Source organism: Treponema phagedenis (assembly GCF_008153345.1).
In the GTDB taxonomy this organism is placed as follows: Bacteria; Spirochaetota; Spirochaetia; order Treponematales; family Treponemataceae; genus Treponema; species Treponema phagedenis.
This window is the reverse complement of sequence record NZ_CP042818.1, coordinates 2,403,906-2,425,431: the sequence shown is the minus strand read 5'-3', so window position 1 is coordinate 2,425,431 and position 21,526 is coordinate 2,403,906. Positions and strand designations below refer to the sequence as shown.

Annotated in this window: 15 protein-coding genes; 11 read left to right on the top strand and 4 right to left on the bottom strand. The window is 39.0% G+C overall.

From position 1 onward, the window contains the following. Nucleotides 1-217: 217 nt before the first annotated feature. The 7 genes from secA (at nt 218) to FUT79_RS10680 (ending at nt 10,944) form a co-directional block, all read left to right on the top strand. The gene (gene secA / locus FUT79_RS10710; protein WP_024752027.1) at nt 218-2,968 is read left to right on the top strand and encodes a preprotein translocase subunit SecA; all 2,751 of its coding nucleotides are present in this window, start codon (nt 218-220) and stop codon (nt 2,966-2,968) included. Nucleotides 2,969-3,377: 409 nt separating this feature from the next. Further along, complete coding sequence (locus FUT79_RS10705; protein WP_148884097.1) at nt 3,378-4,862, top strand: transposase; 1,485 nt, start codon at nt 3,378-3,380, stop codon at nt 4,860-4,862. A 1,007-nt stretch (nt 4,863-5,869) separates the two neighbouring features. Beyond that, complete coding sequence (locus FUT79_RS10700; protein ID WP_148879839.1) at nt 5,870-7,210, top strand: PP2C family protein-serine/threonine phosphatase; 1,341 nt, start codon at nt 5,870-5,872, stop codon at nt 7,208-7,210. Nucleotides 7,211-7,213: 3 nt separating this feature from the next. After that, on the top strand, nt 7,214-9,346 hold the full coding sequence (locus tag FUT79_RS10695) for a PP2C family protein-serine/threonine phosphatase (RefSeq protein ID WP_024752024.1): 2,133 nt from the start codon (nt 7,214-7,216) through the stop codon (nt 9,344-9,346). A gap of 30 nt (nt 9,347-9,376) precedes the next feature. After that, nucleotides 9,377-9,688: an STAS domain-containing protein gene (locus FUT79_RS10690; protein WP_148889655.1), complete on the top strand. Its 312-nt coding sequence runs from the start codon at nt 9,377-9,379 to the stop codon at nt 9,686-9,688. A gap of 31 nt (nt 9,689-9,719) precedes the next feature. Further along, nucleotides 9,720-10,106: an ATP-binding protein gene (locus FUT79_RS10685; protein WP_024752023.1), complete on the top strand. Its 387-nt coding sequence runs from the start codon at nt 9,720-9,722 to the stop codon at nt 10,104-10,106. Next, entirely contained in the window at nt 10,099-10,944 is an 846-nt protein-coding gene (locus FUT79_RS10680) for a M15 family metallopeptidase (protein WP_024752022.1), read from the top strand. Before FUT79_RS10685 ends, FUT79_RS10680 begins: the two co-directional genes overlap by 8 nt. On the opposite strand, the gene FUT79_RS10675 is transcribed toward FUT79_RS10680, so the two are convergent. Then, a complete protein-coding gene (locus FUT79_RS10675; RefSeq protein ID WP_002701513.1) occupies nt 10,907-11,899 on the bottom strand; it encodes an AAA family ATPase in 993 nt (330 codons plus the stop codon). The genes FUT79_RS10680 and FUT79_RS10675 overlap by 38 nt on opposite strands. A gap of 64 nt (nt 11,900-11,963) precedes the next feature. Here FUT79_RS10675 and FUT79_RS10670 point away from each other — a divergent pair, with 64 nt between their 5' ends. Beyond that, nucleotides 11,964-13,256, top strand: a complete 1,293-nt coding sequence (locus FUT79_RS10670; protein ID WP_039943365.1) for an aminotransferase class I/II-fold pyridoxal phosphate-dependent enzyme — start codon at nt 11,964-11,966, stop codon at nt 13,254-13,256. 20 nt (nt 13,257-13,276) lie between these two features. Here FUT79_RS10670 and FUT79_RS10665 read toward each other — a convergent pair whose 3' ends face one another. From FUT79_RS10665 to FUT79_RS10655, 3 genes are all read right to left on the bottom strand, one after another. Further along, on the bottom strand, nt 13,277-14,041 hold the full coding sequence (locus tag FUT79_RS10665; RefSeq protein WP_002701516.1) for a hypothetical protein: 765 nt from the start codon (nt 14,039-14,041) through the stop codon (nt 13,277-13,279). 9 nt (nt 14,042-14,050) lie between these two features. Next, nucleotides 14,051-14,758 (bottom strand): potassium channel family protein, encoded by a 708-nt coding sequence (locus FUT79_RS10660; RefSeq protein ID WP_024752020.1) that lies wholly within the window; start codon nt 14,756-14,758, stop codon nt 14,051-14,053. A 1,004-nt stretch (nt 14,759-15,762) separates the two neighbouring features. Beyond that, nucleotides 15,763-17,481, bottom strand: a complete 1,719-nt coding sequence (locus FUT79_RS10655) for a TrkH family potassium uptake protein (protein ID WP_024752019.1) — start codon at nt 17,479-17,481, stop codon at nt 15,763-15,765. 108 nt (nt 17,482-17,589) lie between these two features. On the opposite strand from FUT79_RS10655, the gene pbp4b reads away from it, so the two are divergent. Genes pbp4b through FUT79_RS10640 form a run of 3 tightly spaced genes read left to right on the top strand, consistent with a single transcriptional unit; the run spans nt 17,590 to nt 21,220 of the window. Then, on the top strand, nt 17,590-19,551 hold the full coding sequence (gene pbp4b / locus FUT79_RS10650) for a penicillin binding protein PBP4B (protein WP_024752018.1): 1,962 nt from the start codon (nt 17,590-17,592) through the stop codon (nt 19,549-19,551). Then, nucleotides 19,548-20,741, top strand: coding sequence for an exo-beta-N-acetylmuramidase NamZ family protein (locus FUT79_RS10645; RefSeq protein WP_002701529.1), 1,194 nt, complete (start codon nt 19,548-19,550; stop codon nt 20,739-20,741). Before pbp4b ends, FUT79_RS10645 begins: the two co-directional genes overlap by 4 nt. Continuing rightward, entirely contained in the window at nt 20,738-21,220 is a 483-nt protein-coding gene (locus FUT79_RS10640) for a methylated-DNA--[protein]-cysteine S-methyltransferase (RefSeq protein ID WP_002701531.1), read from the top strand. The genes FUT79_RS10645 and FUT79_RS10640 overlap by 4 nt, the downstream gene beginning before the upstream one ends. Nucleotides 21,221-21,526 lie beyond the last annotated feature (306 nt).

Below are 21,526 nucleotides of genomic sequence, written 5' to 3'. Positions count from 1 at the left end.
TAAACAGGAATAGCAAATATCACATTCAGAACGGGCACGGACGCCCGTGCGGTTCCGTATTCCTATGGTAAGTTTGCTCACCGTTGCGCCGTGTCGGGCTCCTTTTTATAACAGGAAGCTTTAAAACTTGTGGGTTTGATTTAAGCCAAGGGGGACCTTACGCAAATTACTTATAAAACTCTTGTTTTTTTACGTATTTTTTGGTATATTCTCTTTCATGCTAGCAGATACTATTATAAAATTCTTTTTCGGCTCTCAACATGAGCGCGATTTAAAAGCACTTCTTCCTATCCTTCATAAAATAAATGCAAAAGAAGCTTGGGCGCTGCGGCTTTCTGAAGCCGACTTTAAACAAAAAACAGCGGATTTTAAAGAAAGATTCCAAAAAGGCGAATCGTTAGATGATTTTGTTCCCGAGGCTTTTGCAATGGCTCGTGAAGCGGCACGCCGTATTCTCGGGGAACGTCCTTACGATGTGCAAATGCTGGGTTCATTGGTTTTGCATTCCGGCAGGATTGTCGAAATGAAAACCGGTGAAGGTAAAACCTTGATGAGCGTCGCCGCTGCGTACCTGAACAGTTTGTCGGGCAAGGGTGTGCACGTGGTTACTGTAAACGATTACCTTGCCGAGCGCGATACCGAATGGATGCGCCCCGTCTACGAGTATCTTGGCGTTTCGGTCGGCACTATTCTTTCAAACATGGATAATGATGCGCGGAAAATTGCCTATAACTGCGATATTACCTACGGAACCAATAACGAGTTCGGCTTTGATTATCTCCGTGATAATATGCAGCTTTCGCTTGACGAAAAAACTCAGCGCGGGTTTTCGTTTGCGATTGTTGATGAAATAGACTCTATTTTAATTGATGAGGCGCGAACCCCGCTCATTATTTCGGGGTCTGCGGAAGACGATACGCAGCGCTATTTTGAGGTTGATAAACTTATCAATCAGTTAACCGAGGTGCAAAAAAATCCTGAAACCGGCGAGTATCCGAATGAGGTTGAGGGCGAAGAGGTTATCGGCGATTATATTATCGATGAAAAAAGCAAACGGGTTTCCTTTAGCGGCCCGGGTATGCTGCATATTCAGGATATTCTGCTTAATCAGGGGTTGATTCAAGGCAGCCTTTTTGATGAGGAAAACTTTGAGTATATCCATTATTTTACTCAATCGGTGCGGGCGCATATTCTGTATCATATTGATGTGGATTATGTGGTAAAAGACGGGCAAGTGCAGATTGTCGATGAGTTTACCGGACGTATTTTGGAAGGGCGCCGCTATTCGGACGGCTTGCATCAGGCAATCGAGGCAAAGGAGCATATCCGCATTGCGCAGCGCAACCGCACGATGGCAACAGTTACCTTTCAGAACTTTTTCAGAATGTACGATAAACTCTCGGGCATGACCGGTACCGCCGATACCGAAGCGGTTGAGTTTAATAAGATTTATAAACTTGATGTCGTGGTTATTCCGACAAACCTTCCGGTTGCCCGAAAAGACGAACACGATGTCATATATATGAATGAAGATGAGAAATGGGCGGCACTTTGTGATGAAATTGCCGATGCATACAAGCGCGGGCAGCCGGTGCTGGTCGGTACCGTTTCTATCGAAAAATCGGAAAAACTTTCTGCACTGCTTACCCGCAAAGGCGTGCGCCACGAGGTTTTGAACGCTAAAAACCACGCACGGGAAGCCCTCATTATTGCCGAAGCGGGCGCAAAGGGTTCAATTACCATTGCGACAAACATGGCGGGGCGCGGTACCGATATTAAGCTTGGCGGTAACCCCGAATTCCGTGCAAAAAAACGAGCCGGCACCGAAGCAACGCATGAAGAATACTTACGTGCATACGAAGATGAGTATAAAAAATGGCAAGATGAGTATGAAAAAGTAAAAGAGCTTGGCGGCTTATACGTTATCGGCACGGAGCGGCATGAAAGCCGCCGCATTGATAACCAGCTGCGCGGCCGCTCTGGACGGCAAGGCGACCCCGGCCGCTCCAAATTTTTCCTTTCTCTTGATGACGACCTTATGCGCTTATTCGGCGGAGAAAGTCTTAAACGCTTTATGGGCAAAGTCGGCATGGAGCCCGGCGAACCAATAGAACACCCTTGGCTTAATAAGAGCATTGAAAAAGCGCAAACAAAGGTTGAATCTCGCAACTTTGATATTCGTAAACACTTGCTTGAGTATGATGATGTTTTAAACGAACAGCGTTCTTTTATTTACGAACAGCGGGACAGCATTCTTGCCGATTCAAATTTATCGGAACGCATTTATGTAACAATTCTTGAATACCTTGATGAAGGATTTGCAGACCTGAAAGGCGGCTCCAAAAAAGAAAAAGAAGAGGTGATTACCGCTTTTCAAGCAGAACTGAAACGGCTGTTTAATTACACCCTCGATGCGGAAGACATTCCTCTCTTGGATTCTAAAGAAGCGGAGTCTGTAAAAACAAAGATTTTTGAAGCCATTAAAGCAAATATCGAAGAAAAAATTGCGCTTGCGGGGGCGGAAAACATTAATATGTTCCTTCGCTACCAGTATTTACAGGCAATCGATAAAAAATGGCTTGACCACTTGGAAAACCTTGAATCTTTGCGTGAAGCGGTATACCTGCGCTCTTACGGGCAAAAAAATCCTTTGACGGAATACAAGCTTGAAGGCTTTGATATCTTCTATAGTATGCTTGATGAAATCAGACTTTCCATTGCCTCGCGCATGGCACTTGTTACCGTACGCACCGACGATGATTCTTCGGCAGGGCGCCAAGTTCGCAGAAGGCAAGGCACGGCGCAGCACAACTCAATGGAAGCATTCCATTCACATGGCGCAAGTCCGATGGGTGCAAGCAGCCAGCCCGATAAAGTGCAAGTTGTCAGAACCATGCCCAAAGTCGGCAGAAACGACCCCTGCCCCTGCGGCAGCGGCAAAAAATACAAACACTGCTGCGGGCGATAAATCTGGTTTAAGGGCTTTGACAGAAGCCCTTAAACCAGATTATGCTTCACTGTATGTACCTCCCCGTTTTTGGACACGAAAGTATATAATAGTATAAAACGCAGTAACGGTGAAAACCGTAAGTGTGCGCACAAAAAGCTCTTACGGTATGTAGGAGTTTTTATATGCTAAAGCGTCTTAAAGCTTTTATTCCCCGATATTATTAACACTAACCCCACAAAATTTACGGTAATAGAAACACGCCCAAAGCCCTTCTAAATTAAAGTTGTTCCCTAACTAATGCGATAAACTTGCAAATAAATCTTAAAATCCCATAAATTATGCTCAAATTTCTCTTGTAACCTATTGATTTAGCCGCTCATAAGTAGTATACTTATTACGTAACTTACGTTAATACAAGGGGCGTTTTATGAGTATTCCGAAATCAATTAAACAATTTCGTCCTACTCAGTTTGGGGCGGTCGAAATTCGGTTTATCGGTAATTATTACTATGTGTATCAAGTCTCATCCAAGTGGGATGGCGCAAAGGGCAGAGCGCAGAAAGTCACGGGCAAGAGTATTGGTAAAATCACGGAAGCAGATGGGTTCATTCCAAACGCAAACGGACTTCGTTTGATGCAGCAAATGCGCAGCACTGCTGATGTCGCACCTACGGTAAAAAATTATGGTGCGTATGAGTTACTTCAGCAATTGGCACCGGAACTTAATGATAAACTCAAACAACATTTTCCCGATATCTTCAGAGAAATCCGTACGATAGCACTGCTGCGCTTGGTGGGTAGTATCTGCTCAGCTAAGATGATTCAACCGCTGTTCCTTGATTCCTATATGAGTACCCTATGCACTGATATTGCTGTTTCCGAAGCTTCCGTACGAAAGTTCATTACGCTCCTTGGTTCGCTGCAGGAGCAAGCGGATGCCTTTATGAGGGATCAGGTAATGCCCGCAAACGCGCTTTTATTTGATGGCACATCAATCTTCACCCGTTCTGCCGATTCCCTTGCGGCAAAAGGATACAATCCTCAGCACAGCCGCGGCACACAGGCGAGAATCCTGTATGTCTTTGAGAAAAATTCACATAAACCGGTATTTTACCGCGTGTTACAGGGTTCAATTGTGGATAAAGTCGCTTTCATGGAAACAGTACATGCTGCCGGCTGTAAAGATTGCATTATTATTGCGGATAAGGGCTTTTATTCCAAAGAAAATTTGGCGGCCCTTATGAATGCAGGTCTTCAGTTCATCTTGCCGCTTAGAAAAGATACCGTCAATGTTGAGCCTGCTTTTTATGAGAATACTGATGATAGCAAATGGGATGGTGTATTCACATATAACAAACGGCCTATCTGGTTTCGTAAAAAAACAAGCGGTACGAAAGGAAATTTTATCTACACCTATCGAGACGATTCTCGTAAGGCAGAATTGGTCGGTCAGTATGTAGAGAAAGTTGAAAAGTTTTATGGTGAGCGCACACATGAGCCGAAAGATGTTTTGAAGAAAATCAGAATGGGCTATTTTTCTTTTTGCAGTAATCTTGATGTATCCGCGAGGGATATCTACATGAATTATAAAGAACGCTGGGATATTGAGCAATGTTTTGACTACCTGAAAAACAGTGTATCTCAGTCGGCATCACATGCACATACGGATGAGTACTTTCGCGGTTGGGCATTTGTTAATCACATCAGTCTTTTGTACTACTATGGATTGTTAAACGCACTGCGGAACTCAAAGCTTGATGAACAGTATTCGGCATCGGATGTTTTGAAGCTTACAAAGAATATCTACCTTGTTGACAGCGGCGATAATCAGGGCTTCAAGCTGTCAGCTATACAAAAGAGAACTCAACGCATCCTTGATACCCTTGGAATCGAGCTATTATGTAACAACTAACGGGTTTGTGTTTTAAAGCAAGGCCGTTTACAAAGCTTTAAAACTCGCAGGTTTCATTTTGCCACGGACGGCAAAACTCAGAACCGCCACGGACGGCGGTGGTTCCACGCAGAAACGACGTTTTAAAGCAAAATAGTTTACAAAGCTTTAAAACTCGCACGGTATAATTTTGCCATGGACGGCGGTGGTTCCACGCAGCAGTGACGTTTTAAAAGCACAACCGCTTTCAAGTGCTTTTAAAACTCGCAGACTTAATTTTGACAAGGACGTCAAAATTAAGTCGTGGTATCAAAAAACGTTATACTGTGGTAAATTTTGGCATACAGTGTAGCGTTTTGTAATTAACTTCCTGTTATACAAATCGGGGTATCAACAATAAGGGACTGCGGATTTAAGCATTCCTATGGTAAATTACTCGCCGTTGCGCCGTGTCGAACTCTTTTTTATAAAATTTTTTACGTTTTGGGTAAGATGTATTAAAAACGAATTGACTTATTAAAAAAACATTATAATAGTGTATGTCTCTGTCCCGTATTTTAAGACAAACCTCTTAAAAATTGAAAACGCATTCCGTGTTTAACAGTAAGAATAAAGAAATCGTGTTTGGTAAAAATATCTTTGAAGCGGGGCGTTCAACTTTTAGTGTTTTTTGCCGATATATGAAAGTATGGAGAACTTTTAAAAATTAAATTTTAAAGGTTTTCTATAAACAAGCGCCGATAGATAAAAATCTGTTATTTTGAAGATTCCAGTAACAGTCTATCGGGTTTTCTCGGTATCCGATAATATAGAGTTAACGGCTAAAACGTTCAAAAATAAAAATGGAGGACTTTTTTATTTTATGAAGATTTGGTATTATATATATAGGGAGGTGAAAAATGATCCGTAGACGGACTCTACTGGCAAAAGTGTTGTTCTTTGCCACAATCTCCGTGGTCTTTGCGGTCTTCTTAATATTTTTAAGTCCGCGTTATTCTTTTTTGGGACGGTTGGTATCTGCACGAGATATGGCATTACTCATAACCAATTATGAAAGTTTCTCCGAATTTACCCTACGTGATAAATTCTTTTTAGCCTCTTTTATATTTATGATTTTTGCTTTAACCGCAAGCGGAATTTCTGAATATATTTCTTCTCAAATAAAGAAAAATGTATATTTGCAGACGGAAACCGCTCTTTTTAACAACTTTATTGAGCGACTCCGGTTCTGTTATCGGCATGAGGAGCTGGTAGCCGCCATTCAGGAAGAGTTGGAATATCAAGCCGACTGCGCCGTTCTTCTTGCGAACACCAAAACTGAACATGTTATTTACAATAGTACTTCCGCTTTTATTTCCGACCCCGAAACCTATGATTTAATGAGGCGGCGCTTTTCTACCGACTGGACATGGTATTGGGCAGAAGGTTTGTATTTTTTCGATACTAATATGCAGCTTGTAGGAGATAAGCGAAAAGCTCGCGGTCTGTTTATTGCAAGCGGAGATATACGCTTTTTTCTTATTTGTCGGTTTATCCGTAATACCGAGCCTGAAATTTTTCCTATTTTATTGCATGAATTTAATGACTATTTAAACAGGGAAAAAACCCTCGGGCAATTATTATACTATTCACAGCTTTTTCAAGAGTGGTCGATGGTTGCAAATACGCAGCGGTCATTCTTGCCCAAAAAACTGCCGGATACGACTTCTATCGAGGTCGGTGCCTATTTTCAACCGCTTGTGCATGTTTCCGGCGACTATTACGATATCATAAAAATTGATGAGGACAAAACATTACTGGTTACTGGAGACGTTTCTGGAAAAGGCTTGGCGGCAGCGCTCGTCATGGGTATTATTATGAATACCATTCAAATTATAGAAAATAAAGAAGATCTTGCAGGTATTATTTATGCAATTGATACCGCTATCAAACGCATGAAATTACAGGACAAATATACTGTTTTGTTTTTAGGATTGATTGATACTAAAAAAATGACAATAAAATATGTAAATGCTTCTATGGAAAAGCCGTTCATTCTTACCGAATCACGCCCGACATTTAAGGTCAAAACGCTTGAATCCAATTGCTCCGTTGTCGGTATTATTGATTTAGATGAAGTGATTGTTGAAGAGCGTCCCTTATATCACGGAGATGTTATATTGATGCTTTCAGACGGTATTCCAGAAACAATGGATGCAAATGGAATTGAACTTGGAGAAACCGATTATTATTTGGATTCAATAAAAGAGTTTGCGCATAATCCGCCTGCAGAAATGGTAAAAAACATAGCCGATATGGCTTTATCTTTTAGTGCAAATAATGCAATGCGGGATGATGTTACTATTGTTGCGGTAAAACTGAAGAGGTAAATAATGGGTTTATTGTTTTTTGCATATTTCTTTGCGGTAATTATTATTCTTGACTCTGTATATCTTAAATTTAACGACAGGCAATCAAGTGTTTTTTTAAGAAGGATTGCCCATACAGCAGGCATTGCAGCCCTTCTATCCGCAGTTTCTATAAGTTTTGTAATGTATAATAAAGTAGAAGCACAAGCGTTCATGTTTAAACTTGCAATGGTTGCGTTTACTCTTACATCTCATTCTTTGCTTAACATGACTTTTAAAGTACCTTATTTTGAAAAAAACAAAACATTCAGTATTCTTAATTTTTTACTGCATACTTTCGGTATTTTTTTAGTTTTTTTTGCGGTAGGACGGTTTAGTTGGAATTCTATAGTCAGCTTTAAGTTTTATTCAAAAAAGATACTTCCTTTTTTAACGGGGGCTGAACTGTATGTATATATTTTTCTTTTTGCGGTTCCTGTAGTTTCGTTTATTCTTCTTGTGGTAAAGGCTTTCAAAATCAAAAGTAATATTTATCGGCAACAACTTATTTTAATTGCTTTTTCTGTTCTTGCGGCGCTTATCTCATGGATTGTGATCGTAAGACTTTTTGCATTTTTTCCTTGGGTTTTTTCTTTATTCCCGATTGGCATCCTTTGTGTTCTTTTTATTTCTCAGGCAGCGTTTTCTCTTACCAGTGTTTTTGATTTAAAGCAAATTCTGCTTTCTTTTGCTCGGTTTATCTTTTTTACACTGATGTTTGCCCTCACGGCGGGGCTTGCGGCGGCATTTATTGTGCAAACGTCTCCGACTTTGAGGATGCTCCTTTTAGGCGGAATTATAACTTCATTCATACTTTTTATCACCAGAGATTTTATTACAAAAAAATTTGCTTTTCTGTTAGGTGATACTTCGGATTATGAAAGTAAATTAACCGAAGAGTTACAGCAATTTGATTACACCTTAGGGCGAGACAGTATTTTACAAAGTTTTGTAGAACTGATGAAAACCAGAATTGACTGCTGCGGTTTGGGAATTTTAATTACCGATGAAAACGGTGTTTTTAAAACGGTATATTCCGATTTTGAAAAACGCTTATCGATCCCAACCGGTAAAAAATGTTTTGCATTTTTAATGAATAGAAATGTTTCCGTTATTACAAAAACCGAAATAGTTGCAAACTATATTTATGAAAACATTAAATCAGAAATGCTGGACGTATTTACGGAGATGGATGCGCAAACAATTATTCTTATCCGTGAAGGGCAAAAACTTATTGGTTGCATAGGCTTAGGTGCAAAAAACCGTGGAGCCGAGTATAATCAGTATGATATACGGGTTTTACGCAATATTTACTCGTATTTCTTTTTAATTATTTATTATCTTAGCAATATTGCAAAGCAGGATATTATTCTCACCGTTGACCGTGAAGTTGAAATGTCTGACCAGATAATCGGCTCAATCCAAAAAAATATGGATAAAATTGAAAATAAAGCTATTACCGTAGGATCCGTTTCCTATTCAGCGCATCAGCTTGGTGGAGACTTTATTGATTTTATTAAACTGACTGAAGACAGGTTCTTGTTTTTAATCGGAGACGTCGCGGGAAAAGGATTGGCGGCAAGTATGTCGATGGTTATTTTAAAATCCGTTATTCATACTTTTTTGCAAGAAACCGGAGATTTTAAAAAGTTAATCATAAAAATAAATTCTTTTGTAAAAGATAATTTACCGCGCGGAACGTTTTTTGCAGGTTTATTCGGAATCATAGACTTTCCGACAAATACCGTTTATTATTTAAACTGCGGTATACCGCTGATGGCAATGTATATACAAACCTATCAAAATGTAATAGAAGTACAGGGAGAGGGGAGAGTCCTCGGGTTTGTAAAAAATATTGCACCGTTTTTAAAGGTTCGGAAAATAACATTGCATCCGAAAGATGTTGTGGTTTTCACTACAGACGGCGTGCTGGAAGCGCAGAACCTCAGAGGTGATAGATTTGGCAACGATCGTGTAAATAGAATTTTGCAGGCAAACAAAGATAAAAATACGGAAGAAATTGCAAAAGATATTTACTCTGGATTGCTTGACTTTATTTCAAATGAGATACAAGATGATGTTACGATTTTGGTAATGAAAAATAATGAAAAACCTTGAAAATTAAAACTAAAAACTGGAGGTAGCTTTATGGAAAGTGTACAAATTACTGAAAAAATTACACCGGATTATATCTTATTATCTGTTGTCGGATCCATTAATTCCTATACATACCAGGAATTTGAATCCAAGATATATTCTTCAATCAAGGAGAATAATATTGTCCTTGAGCTTTCTAATGTGACGAATATGTCTTCTTCCGGTTTAGGGGTGTTGATGTCTGCCCATGATGAAGGAGAAGAGCACGGGCATAAACTTTATATTTTAGCTCCGTCTGAAATTGTCCGATTAGCAATTGATTCTACGGGCTTTTCCGAAATGTTACCATCATTCACTCTGTAAGTGATTTAAGCCAATGAGTCGTGTTTGCAGATTGACTGTAACCCCCGACACTAAACATCTTGCTCAGCTTGAAGCCTTGATTGAAACTTCTCCGGCTATACCGGATAATAAGCGAATGAATATTTTGATTATCGTAACCGAAATGTTTGACAACATTGCGGAGCATGCTCTAATTCCCGACGGACAATCGGTTACCATGGAAATAAAAATAAGCAAACAAAATACGATTGTAACATTTATATATAAAACAAAAAACTTTGAGGAACTGCTGGAAGGTGTTCATACGGGACGTCCGCATTTTGATAAGAATGCAAAAAGATATCGGGGTCTTGGTTTAATTATGTCAAAGAATCTTTCTCAGAAAGTGAAGTATAAAAAAAGCATATTTAACACGGCACGGTTAATCTTTTATGTATAAAAAAAGAATCGGTCTTTGTTTCCTTATATGTATTTTTTTTGCCGGCTATTCTAAAGCTCATTCGGATGATTCTTTCCAAAAGGAAAAAAATACAATGATTCCCCTTACTGTTTCTCCTGCGGAAAAAATCTTTGTTGCTCCCTCATCTATTCCTAAAAAAATTATAGAGAATATAATACAAAACCAAAAAGAGTTTATTTTTGAATTAAGCGAAGTTCTTGCAGAGGAAAAGGAATATCTTTTAATTCTGGTAGACAAACAGCATCCGTTACCGGACGGATACACTCCTAAAAATCTTGTGGCACTTACCAATACGCGTGCGTATGCAATAAACAGAAGTGATTTATCGCTGACAAAAACAGCCGAAGAAGCCTTGCACATAATGGCTCGTGCAGCTCGCAAAGACGGGGTTACTCTTTTAGTAAGCTCTTCTTATCGTTCGTATCTTTATCAGGTAAATCTTTTTGCACGATATGTTCGAGAATCGGGAGAAAAGGCTGCGGAACGTTTTTCAGCTCGCCCCGGAACAAGTCAGCATCAGTTGGGAACCGTTGTTGATTTCGGTTCCATCACAAATGAATTTGCCAACACACGGGCAGGCAAATGGATGGAAGCGCATGCAGGAAACTACGGCTGGTCACTTTCGTTTCCAAAGGATTACGAAACTGTTACCGGCTATGTTTGGGAATCATGGCATTTCAGATATATCGGTATAAAAGCTTGTCGTTTACAAAAAAAATGGTTTAACGATATTCAACAATACATGCTTGAATTTATTGATGCATGGAAACGTCAGGTTGTTACGGCTGAGGAACAACCGAAAGCAATTTCAGAATAATATCGTCTGCGGAAAGATTGTCGGCAATAGCCTCATAGGAAAGTTTTAATCGATGCCGCAAAATAGCGGGTGCGCAGTCTTTTATATCCTGTGGCGTAACGTAATCCCGTTCTGAAAAAAGAGCTTTGATCTTTGCCGCTTTATATAAAGCTATTCCTGCCCGTGGAGATGCACCGAAAGAAATATAACTTAAGTACGAACCTTTTGTTACCGTGTCGGATTTTTCTGTAATAGGTCGTGTGGCGGCTACGATTGAAGCAATGTATTCAACAAGAGTTTCATCACAGTGTATTGCGTGCGCCGCCGTTTGTAAAACTCCGAGCTCTTCTTTTGATAAAATTTTTATAGTATCCTGTCGCTCAGATTCGGCGTTTGTAACAATATCGGAAAAGCCTGTAATTATTTTTTTCTCTTCCTCAAAGGACGGATAAGGCACAAAAAGTTTTGCAAAAAATCTGTCAAGCTCTGCTTCGGGAAGCGGATACGTTCCTTCCTGTTCAATAGGATTTTGTGTTGCAAGTACAAAAAAAGGTTCGGGCAAAATATAGGTTTTTTCTCCGATAGTAACCTGTCCTTCCGCCATAGCTTCAAGCAAAGCCGATTGAACTTTTGCCGGGGCTCGGTTAATCTCATCAGCAAGGATAATATTTGCAAAGATAGGTCCCTTCTTGACCGAAAAGTCTGCTTGTGCTTGATTAAAAATTAAGGTGCCGATTAAATCTGCCGGCAAGAGATCAGGGGTAAACTGAATCCTTTTAAAATCAAGCCCTACAATACTTGCGAACGTTTTTACAATAAGTGTTTTTGCAAGACCGGGAACGCCTTCCAAAAGAACATGTCCTTTTGCAATGTATGCTGTTAAAATGCCTTCAATGAGTGCATCCTGTCCTATAATAGTTTTTTTCATTTCCTGTTTAAAGCGCTGAATAATTTCTACGGGTTTTTGCATTTCCATAAATTTATTGTATGATTATATTAAATAATTGACAAGCACCTTATATTTATTCATAATAAACAGCATGAAAATACATCCAATTGCAAAAGAGTTAAATGAAATACTTGAACAGACTGTTGCGGGTAAACTGCTATCTAATTTAGGAAAAAGACTTTTTTTTCCTAAGGGAATTATTGCACAGGGAGCTGAAGTGAAACTTAAAGCGCCGAATGCGAATGCGACAATCGGTATGATGTGTAAGAACAAAATACCGGTTGAGCTTAATGCTTTGCACGATCTTTTACCGGCTTTTTCACCTTCTGAAATTGTTGCCTATACTCCCACTGCAGGTACCGAGACTGTAAGAAAACTTTGGTATAACAATATGCTACTGAAGAATCCTTCGTTAGAAAACAAAAAAATTTCTTTGCCGGTGCTGGTTCCGGGATTAACCGCAGGACTGTCATTTACCCTGGACTTATTTTTATCTTCAAAAGACCGGCTCATTGTTCCGCAGCCTGCGTGGGATAATTATCAGCTTATTGCGGAAGCAAGAAGAAATGCAAGTACTGCCGCGTTTCCAATTTTTGACGGAGATAATTTTAACATCAAAGGCTTTACGTCTTGTGTTGAACGGGAAGCAAAATCAGGGATGTTAAAAATTTTACTGAACTTTCCTCAAAATCCTTCCGGGTATACTCCCACGGAACAGGAAGTCGATTCGATGTATTCTATCCTGTTTGAGCAGGCGGAGAAAGGTGTTGCGATTCTTATTATTTTTGACGATGCATATTTCGGTTTAGAATACGAATCGGAGGCTATTAAAGAATCTTTGTTTGTACGATTTGCCGATGCGCATAAAAATATTTTAGCGGTAAAGATTGACGGACCGACAAAAGAAGATTATGTCTGGGGACTTAGAACGGGCTTCATAACTTTTGCATCAAAAGGTTTTAACGATATTCATTATGAGACGGTAATAAAAAAACTTCTCGGGGCAATCAGATCATCGGTGTCGTGCTCCGCAACGCCATCTCAAACCTTTGCAGTAAAAATTTTAGAAAATGAAAAAACCGATTCTGAAATACAGAACCTTCACACTCTTTTAAATGATAGGTATAAAGAAGTAAAGCGAGTGCTTAAAAAATTTTCATCATCAGAAAAATTAAAGCCGCTCCCTTTTAATTCGGGGTATTTTATGTGTATGCATTGCAGCGGTTTTAATGCCGAAACCCTGCGGCAAAAACTCTTAAACGAATATCAGATAGGTGTTGTTGCAGTAGATGATTGCCATATTCGTATTGCATTTTCTTCTCTCGATATAGAAAACATAGAACCGGTTTACACCGCTATTTTTGAAGCTGCGGAAAATCTTTAGCGGCGTTTAAAAAGCGCGGACTATTTATTCTTTTTAAAAAAAGAAAATAACGCTTTATTCTTTTTCGCTGTGTCTATATCCTTTTTTTCAGATTCAGTTGATATGTCCTTTTTATGAAAAAGAGAGAACCAGTCATACTCCTTTTTCTTGGACATATCAATAAGAAAGTATACAATGTTTCCAAGCACTGAAAAAACCGGAAGAAAGATAATTTCTCCTTGCGTTACCGGCGCATGAGTTATATCAGATTCGTGCATAACTTTGTTCATGTCGGTATCAGGGAAAATATCTTCGATGTTTAAGTCATCTGAAAATTCTATTTCAGTTTTTGCTTTTTTTGTCATATCGATAACGGTTCCATCGGGGGTAAGTAACAAAAGGGGAGAGTCAATAAATTCTATAAGTGTTTTTTGTAAACCGCTAAGTCCCGCGATCTTTATGCTTTTTTGTCCGGACAAATCAAGTAGTTCTCTGAGTATATTATGCATTTGGTCTCCCAGTACACCGAATTTTTTAAATTGTTTATCATTGATATTTCCTCCATACCGCAATATATCAACAAGTTTTTGCAGCTCCCTTTCTTTTTGATGCGCATGTGCTAAAAGATATACTGAAAGAAGAAGATGAATTCCTGCAAGGATAAAGCCGTAAAATAAAACAGTTTCTGCAGCTCCCTTTTGATTTGCATGTATACCTACAGTATATGCCCACGCAGCGCTTATAAGTATGGCAGCAAAAGAAATACACAAAATCAAAATCAATCGTTTTTTTTCAATTAATACCATAGTTTTTTCCTATTTTAAATTCTCCGACGTAAAAATTAATTCTTTGATATCATGATTTTTACCGAGTACAAATATTCGATCTGCACTTTTAAAAGTAAATATATTATCAGGATAGTATAATTTTTTTTTCGGAATGGAATTCCCTGCAGAATCAATATCTATCTCTGTTCGAACCGCTGCAATAATTTTAAGATTAAATTTATCTCTTAATGCAAGATCATCAATAGTTTTATCGTCAAAAAACTTTGGCGCAATTATTTCTCGTATGGTTACATCTTCCGTTATTGCAATTGAGTTGGTACGATCTGGAGCAACTAAGCGGCGCGCAAGGCTTGTCGCACTGGACACTTCAATATTCAGTACTTCGTTTGCGCCTACTCTTCGCAAAACGGTGGCATGCAGCGGCGATATTGTTCGCGCGACAATATACGGAATGCCGCGCTGTTTTAATAATGTTGTTGTCAGAATGCTTGCTTCAATATTGTCACCGATTGCTACAATTGCAATATCAATATCATCAAGCGGAGCTTTGAGCAAATCGCCTTCATTAGTTGTATCAATAAGAATTGCGGCAGATACAAAGTTTTTTACTTTATCAAGCGTATCTGCGTTTTTATCAATCGCAATAACATTCCCGCCGCCTTCAGTCAGAATTTCACAAATCTTATTCCCGAATGCTCCCAACCCAATCACCACAAAATTCTTCTTTATACTCATCATTTTCTCCTAAAAAAAGTTTTTGAGGAATTATCAAATTCCGAAAAAAGTTTTTTCACCGTATTTTCTAAGACAAGGTAAAAGTTCAAGTTTTAGAAAATACATACAATCCGCGACGTTTCGCGAAACTTTCTCGTAAGGCGAAACTCGTCTGTCAACCATGCAGGCGCTATTTCAGACTGCATGGTTGGCATCTTCTCCTAAAAAAAGTTTTTGAGGAATTATCAAATTCCGAAAAAAGTTTTTTCACCGTATTTTCTAAGACAAGGTAAAAGTTCAAGTTTTAGAAAATACATACAATCCGCGACGTTTCGCGAAACTTTCTCGTAAGGCGAAACTCGTCTGTCAACCATGCAGGCGCTATTTCAGACTGCATGGTTGGCATCTTCTCCTAAAAAAAGTTTTTGAGGAATTATCAAATTCCGAAAAAAGTTTTTTCACCGTATTTTCTAAGGCAAGGAAAAAGTTCAAGTCTTAGAAAATACATACAATCTGCGATGTTTCGCGAAACTTTCTCGTAAGGCGAAACTCGTCTGTCAACCATGCAGGCGCTATTTCAGACTGCATGGTTGGCATCTTCTCCTAAAAAAAGTTTTTGAGGAATTATCAAATTCCGAAAAAAGTTTTTTCACCGTATTTTCTAAGGCAAGGAAAAAGTTCAAGTTTTAGAAAATACATACAATCCGCGATGTTTCGCACTCTTCCTTGTAAAGCGAAACTCGTCTGCCAACCATGCAGGCGCTATTTCAGACTGCATGGTTGGCATCTTCTCCTAAAAAAAGTTTTTGAGGAATTATCAAATTCCGAAAAAAGTTTTTTCACCGTATTTTCTAAGGCAAGGAAAAAGTTCAAGTTTTAGAAAATACATACAATCCGCGATGTTTCGCACTCTTCCTTGTAAAGCGAAACTCGTCTGCCAACCATGCAGGCGCTATTTCAGACTGCATGGTTGGCGTTTTATCTGCACTGTTTATTTTATATTCTACACAGCTCCTTTAAACACCCTATCCGATTGCAAGACTGCTATACGCATAGGTAATATTGCTTTCCGGCTCGGGTTTGCTTACCGCCGTCAAAATTGTTAAGGGTCCGACTCTTCCGATAAACATAAGTACAATAATAATAAGTTGCCCATATACGGTGAGTTCCGGCGTAATGCCGGTTGATAAGCCGACAGTTGCAAAGGCTGATACAGTTTCAAAAAGAAGTGGAAGGAAATAAAACCGCTCGGTAATGCTCAAACAAAAAACACCGACACATACTACGGATAATCCAAAACCAAAAATCAAAAAAGCTTTTTCAATTTGTTTAATATGCAGTACCATATTCCGTATTTTTGCATGCTGCTCATTTTTTAAAAAAGATTTAAACGATGCAATAATCGCCGCTATTGTATTCAGCTTAATACCGCCCGCCGTGCTTCCCGATGCTCCGCCCAAAAACATAATAAAGACCATAAAAAATAATGTGGGCTGTCGGAATGAACCGAACGGTAAGGAAGAAAATCCGGCAGTCCGTAATGTTACCGCCTGAAAAAAACTTGCAAGATATTGAGTACCCAAACCATAGTCTTTCATCGCATACTCATGCTCAAGAAGATAAAAGCCACTGAATGAAACGATAAGAACTACCGCAGTTATTTTTAGCACTACATAAGTATTAAGGCTCATCGGCTCAAGGGCTTTTTTTTGTGCAGAAAAAAGATTCTTAATCCTTCTTTTTGAACGCATAGCCATTTCACTAATAACAACAAAACTTATTCCGCCTAAGATAATCGTACACGGAATAACAAGCCCTATAATATAATTGCCGGTAAACGATTCCATGTTATTCGGATACAACGAAAAACCCGCATTACAAAAAGCGGATACCGCATGAAAACAGGCATAGGCTAAAGCTTTTATACCGAAACCTTCGATTTGCATAAATCCGAAAAATAAAAAAAAGGCACTTATTGCTTCGATCGTGAATGTGGCAATAATAATAACTTTCAGTCCTTTAAAAAGGTCGCTCATATCATCTTCGTTTATCATATACGAAACGATTAACTTATCCTGTAAGCTTAATTTTCTTCTCAGTGCAAGCATTCCGAAAAAAGACAGTACCATAAATCCGAGCCCGCCTATTTGGATAAGCAGTATAAGAATAAGCTTTCCGAATCCGCTTAACTGTTCAGCCACATTGATAACCGTAGAGCCGGTAACACAGACCGCAGATGTTGCGGTAAAAAGCGAGGAGAGCAAGCTCAAGCCCACATGATCGGAAGAAGAAATAGGAAACTTCAACAAATAGGCACCGATGATGATGACAGTCAAAAAAGAAAGAATAAGGGTTTGGGCTGGATTGGTTACCGCCTGCTTGCTAATTTTTCCTTGGCCTCGTATTGCGGTAATGACAAGCGCAAGTAAAAAAATATTTTTAATCAAATTAAAAAGTGTATAAATATTTACTGTTTTTATTCCTGAAGTAATTTTTGCAAGAACAAAAAGAGCGATTAATAAAATAATAGTAAGCAATTTTAGAAGATTTTTTTGAATAAATATCTTTGCATACTTTTCGTTTTTCATCGGCAAAAGAATTGTTGCTCCTATCAGTAAAAGAATCAAAATATTTCCGCCGAAAGCAATATACATAACAGAAGAAAAAGAATTTATTTCTTCCAGAATAATTAACAAAATACTCATACTGGCAGCAAGAAAAAGCATACCGTTTTTTTGTTTCATGCTAAAAGTATAGTCAAATTTCTAAGTTGTTCAAGTATTTTTATTTTAAAAACTGACGATGAAGAAGCACTCTTTTAATAATAAAAAGGATTTAGTATACTACTTGCTGTGAAAAAAAATGTAATTTTTGTACTTTCCATATTACTGACTGCATGCGCCAGCTCTCCTAAAATTATTGTGAGTCCTACAACCGCTCCAAGGTTTTTATCGGAGCAACATGAAGCAGAGTTTCAAGTTGATACAGTGTTTCCAATTGATTTTAGCAACTATGATGATTCAATTTTAACAAATAATTTCATTTCTTTTATCGGATTTAGCGAACAGGGAAAGCTATATTTTACTGCAAAAGGAATAAAAAATTTTAATTTATATGTAAACGGTTATAATATAAATACAAAAAAAATTTGTGACCAAGAAAATACTTGCATAGATATCAGTACTATTACAAAAAACGGGAAAAATATTCTTTACATCGGAAATATTCAAATAGTAAAAAAAGGGGATCAAAAAACTGAAACTAAACCATTTCTAAAACTTCAAATACCTTATCCTGAAATTATCTATAAGCCCACAAATATCGGAACCGTTGATTACAGGGCATTTCAATTAGTTGATTCTATTATCAATGCTGAAGTGCAAAACGGATTCCCCGGCGCACAGCTTGTTATTGTAAAAGACGGGAAGCTTTTAAAGAGCAGCAGCTATGGTAATATTAGTACGGTTGATATATTCGGTAAACCGGTTAAAAAACCTATTCCGGTAACAAATTCAACTTTGTTTGATTTGGCAAGCAATACAAAAATCTATGCGGCAAACTTTGCATTGCAAAAACTTATTTATGAGCAAAAGATTTCTATTCATGACAGGGTGGTATCGTTTTTTCCCGAATTTGTTGATTCTAAAAAAGCAAAATTCACCGGAAAAAAATATATCACAATACATGACTTGCTTACGCATCAGGCAGGCTTTCCAGCCGGAGCGCGGTATTTTGCAAAGATATCAAAACCCTTAACAAAAACAATCCGCAAGAAAAATTCAAAAGGCAAAATAAGATACGTAATAGTTGTTTCGGATGAAGTATTATCACCGCGGGAACGCACCTTCCGACTTATAATGGAAACACCGCTAGTGTATAAACCGGGCACTCAAGTGTTATATTCGGATATCGATTATTTATTGCTTACCTTTATTATAGAAAAAATTACCAAGATGCCGCTTGATGAATATGTTACAAAAAATTTTTATAAGCCTTTAAACTTGAATAGTATATGTTTTGAGCCGCTTAAACATAATTTTATGCTTGATGAAATTGCAGCAACCGCAATTACCGGTAATACCGCATCCTCTACAGATGAAAACAAAAACCTTCGTCGATTTCTTATTCACGGAACGGTGCATGATGAAGAAGCCTTTCATTCAATGGAGCAGGTAAGCGGACACGCGGGGCTTTTTGCAAATGCGGAAAGTCTTGCGGTACTTGCACAGGTGATGTTAAACCGCGGCGGATACGGGACAATTAAACTTTTCGATGAGAATACTGTTTCTCTTTTTGCAAGCCAAAGCTATATAAGTCCTTCGTACGGACTTGGATGGAGAAGGCAGGGTGCGCAAAACTATGCGTGGGCGTTTTCGCCGCTTGCGGATTCGAATACTGTCGGACATACCGGCTGGACGGGAACGCTTACTGTAATCGATCCGAAAAAAAATCTCATTATTATCCTCCTTACGAATGCAAAGAATACTCCCTATCCCGATAAAAAAAGATCCGCAGTAAAAACCGAAGGCGATTATTATTTAGCAAAATGTTACGGTGCAATCACGACTATACTCTACAATGCCTTTGAAAATACCGACAAGGATTTTTTTGACTTTATGCTGATAGAGCTTGTGGAAAAAAAATATGCAATGCTCAAAGCTATAAAAAATTTTAATAACTCAGGATACATAAAAGATCTGCGTGCACTTATGGACACAGTCAAAAGCTCTGCAAAACACTCATCAAAGCTGCGTGCTTTTTTAAAATCCCCAACGGGAAAAGCAATCGAAAAAAAATTGGAGAGTATAAAATGAAAAAGCTTCTTTGTATATTCAGCCTTTTATGCTGTACTATTTTCTTGTTCGCCGAGAAAATTATTCTCGGTATTGAAAGAGTGTATGAACACCGACACCTCTTTGAAGGTAAGCGCGTTGGGCTTATTACCAATCAAACCGGCATAAATGCAAAGGGAGTTTCGTCCATCGATATTCTTGCAGAGGCGGTAAACCTTACCGCATTATTTTCGCCCGAGCACGGCATCCGCGGCGATGCACGCGAGGGAGCCGCAATAGAAGATACAATCGATGCAAAAACCGGACTTACCGTATACAGTTTATACGGTAAAACAAAACGCCCGACAGAGCAAATGGTGCAAGATATTGACATTCTCTGCTTTGATATTCAGGATGTTGGCGCCCGTTTTTATACATATATTTACACAATGGCATATGCGATGGAAGCATGCGCAAAGTTCAACAAAACTTTTGTAGTCTTTGATCGGCCTAATCCTATTTCCGGTTCCGCTGTTGAAGGAACCATACTCGATATGGAGTATCGCTCATTTGTCGGCTATTATCCGATTGTGCAGCGGCACGGCATGACAGTCGGTGAACTCGCACGGTTATTTAATACTGAGTACAAAATACAATGTACGCTGCATGTTATTGCAATGAAAAACTGGGATAGAAATTCTTATTTTAATTCATTGCCACTTCCGTGGATACCTACCTCGCCGAATATTCCGTCCGCCGAAACCGCCTTGCTCTATGCGGGCATCTGCGTTTTTGAGGGAACCAATATTTCCGTCGGCAGAGGAACCACTATGCCTTTTCAATATATCGGCGCACCTTTTATCGATGCGCCTGAACTTGCGGATTCCTTAAACCGATTAAACCTGAGCGGATTGCTTTTTGTACCGGCGTATTTTACTCCGTCGCTCTCGCTGCATAAAAACATTCCCTGTAAAGGAGTACAAATTATTGTAACCGACAAAGCGCAGTGTAAACCTGTGTATGCCGGTTTTGTAATTCTGTATACCATACGGGAATTGTATCAAACCGATTTTAAAATTATCAATGCTCCGAACAAATATTGCGGACTCAATCTTCTTACCGGCACAAATAAAATAACCGAAAACAAACTCAGTCTGACAGAGCTTGATGCTCTTATGCAAAAAGACACCAAACGCTTTATGCGCATACGAAGGAGGTATCTCTTATATTGAACACAATACAGACTATCACCGTTAAAAGCCCGATAGGCGTTCTTCGTATTGAAGAAACCGGCGGCGTAATTTCTTCTGTCGGCATACACAAAGAAAATGCACCGATTGTTTCCTGTACTTCGTCTTCGGTATTAAACCACTGTGTCGATGAGCTGCGTGCATACTTTGACGGCAAGCTCAAACGTTTTACCGTGCCGGTTATTTTTTTGGGAACCGAATTTCAGCAGCGTGTATGGAAAGCCTTGCAAGAGATTCCTTACGGACAAACTCAATCCTATAAAGAACTTGCGGAACTAATCGGTGCTCCAAAGGCGTACCGCGCTGTCGGCAATGCGGCAAACAAAAATCCAATTCTCATCATAGTGCCTTGCCACCGCCTTATCGGCTCCGACGGTTCCCTCACAGGCTTTGCCTGCGGCATTGAAGCAAAACGCTTTTTGCTGGAAATGGAAAAAGATTTACAACAAGCTTTACGGTAACTTTTTCGCCGGACTGTTTGGTTCAGGAATGTTCAAAAAAGCAGACTCATTTTTATCGGAGGGAATTTACGGGCTTAAACCCGCGGATGCTCCGGAAGAACATGTACGGCGGCGGTTCCACGCTGAAATGCGTTTAAAAGTTATCGCCGCTAGAAAAAAGCAATTTTAAAACGGCAGGCAAATTTTGAGAGAAAAGCTGCATTTTGCCTATGGTAAGTTTACTCACCGTTGCGCCGTGTCGGGCTCTTTTTATAAATTTTTTATGATTCGTATGTGATGAATTAAAACGGATTTATCAAAAGAAGC

Excerpts from the sequence above, each read along its gene's own strand:
- secA (WP_024752027.1), top strand. The coding sequence starts at position 218 with ATGCTAGCAGATACTATTATAAAATTCTTTTTCGGCTCTCAACATGAG.
- FUT79_RS10705 (WP_148884097.1), top strand. The coding sequence starts at position 3,378 with ATGAGTATTCCGAAATCAATTAAACAATTTCGTCCTACTCAGTTTGGG.
- FUT79_RS10700 (WP_148879839.1), top strand. The coding sequence starts at position 5,870 with ATGGCATTACTCATAACCAATTATGAAAGTTTCTCCGAATTTACCCTA.
- FUT79_RS10695 (WP_024752024.1), top strand. The coding sequence starts at position 7,214 with ATGGGTTTATTGTTTTTTGCATATTTCTTTGCGGTAATTATTATTCTT.
- FUT79_RS10690 (WP_148889655.1), top strand. The coding sequence starts at position 9,377 with ATGGAAAGTGTACAAATTACTGAAAAAATTACACCGGATTATATCTTA.
- FUT79_RS10680 (WP_024752022.1), top strand. The coding sequence starts at position 10,099 with ATGTATAAAAAAAGAATCGGTCTTTGTTTCCTTATATGTATTTTTTTT.
- FUT79_RS10675 (WP_002701513.1), bottom strand. The coding sequence starts at position 11,899 with ATGGAAATGCAAAAACCCGTAGAAATTATTCAGCGCTTTAAACAGGAA.
- FUT79_RS10670 (WP_039943365.1), top strand. The coding sequence starts at position 11,964 with ATGAAAATACATCCAATTGCAAAAGAGTTAAATGAAATACTTGAACAG.
- FUT79_RS10665 (WP_002701516.1), bottom strand. The coding sequence starts at position 14,041 with ATGGTATTAATTGAAAAAAAACGATTGATTTTGATTTTGTGTATTTCT.
- FUT79_RS10660 (WP_024752020.1), bottom strand. The coding sequence starts at position 14,758 with ATGAGTATAAAGAAGAATTTTGTGGTGATTGGGTTGGGAGCATTCGGG.
- FUT79_RS10655 (WP_024752019.1), bottom strand. The coding sequence starts at position 17,481 with ATGAAACAAAAAAACGGTATGCTTTTTCTTGCTGCCAGTATGAGTATT.
- FUT79_RS10645 (WP_002701529.1), top strand. The coding sequence starts at position 19,548 with ATGAAAAAGCTTCTTTGTATATTCAGCCTTTTATGCTGTACTATTTTC.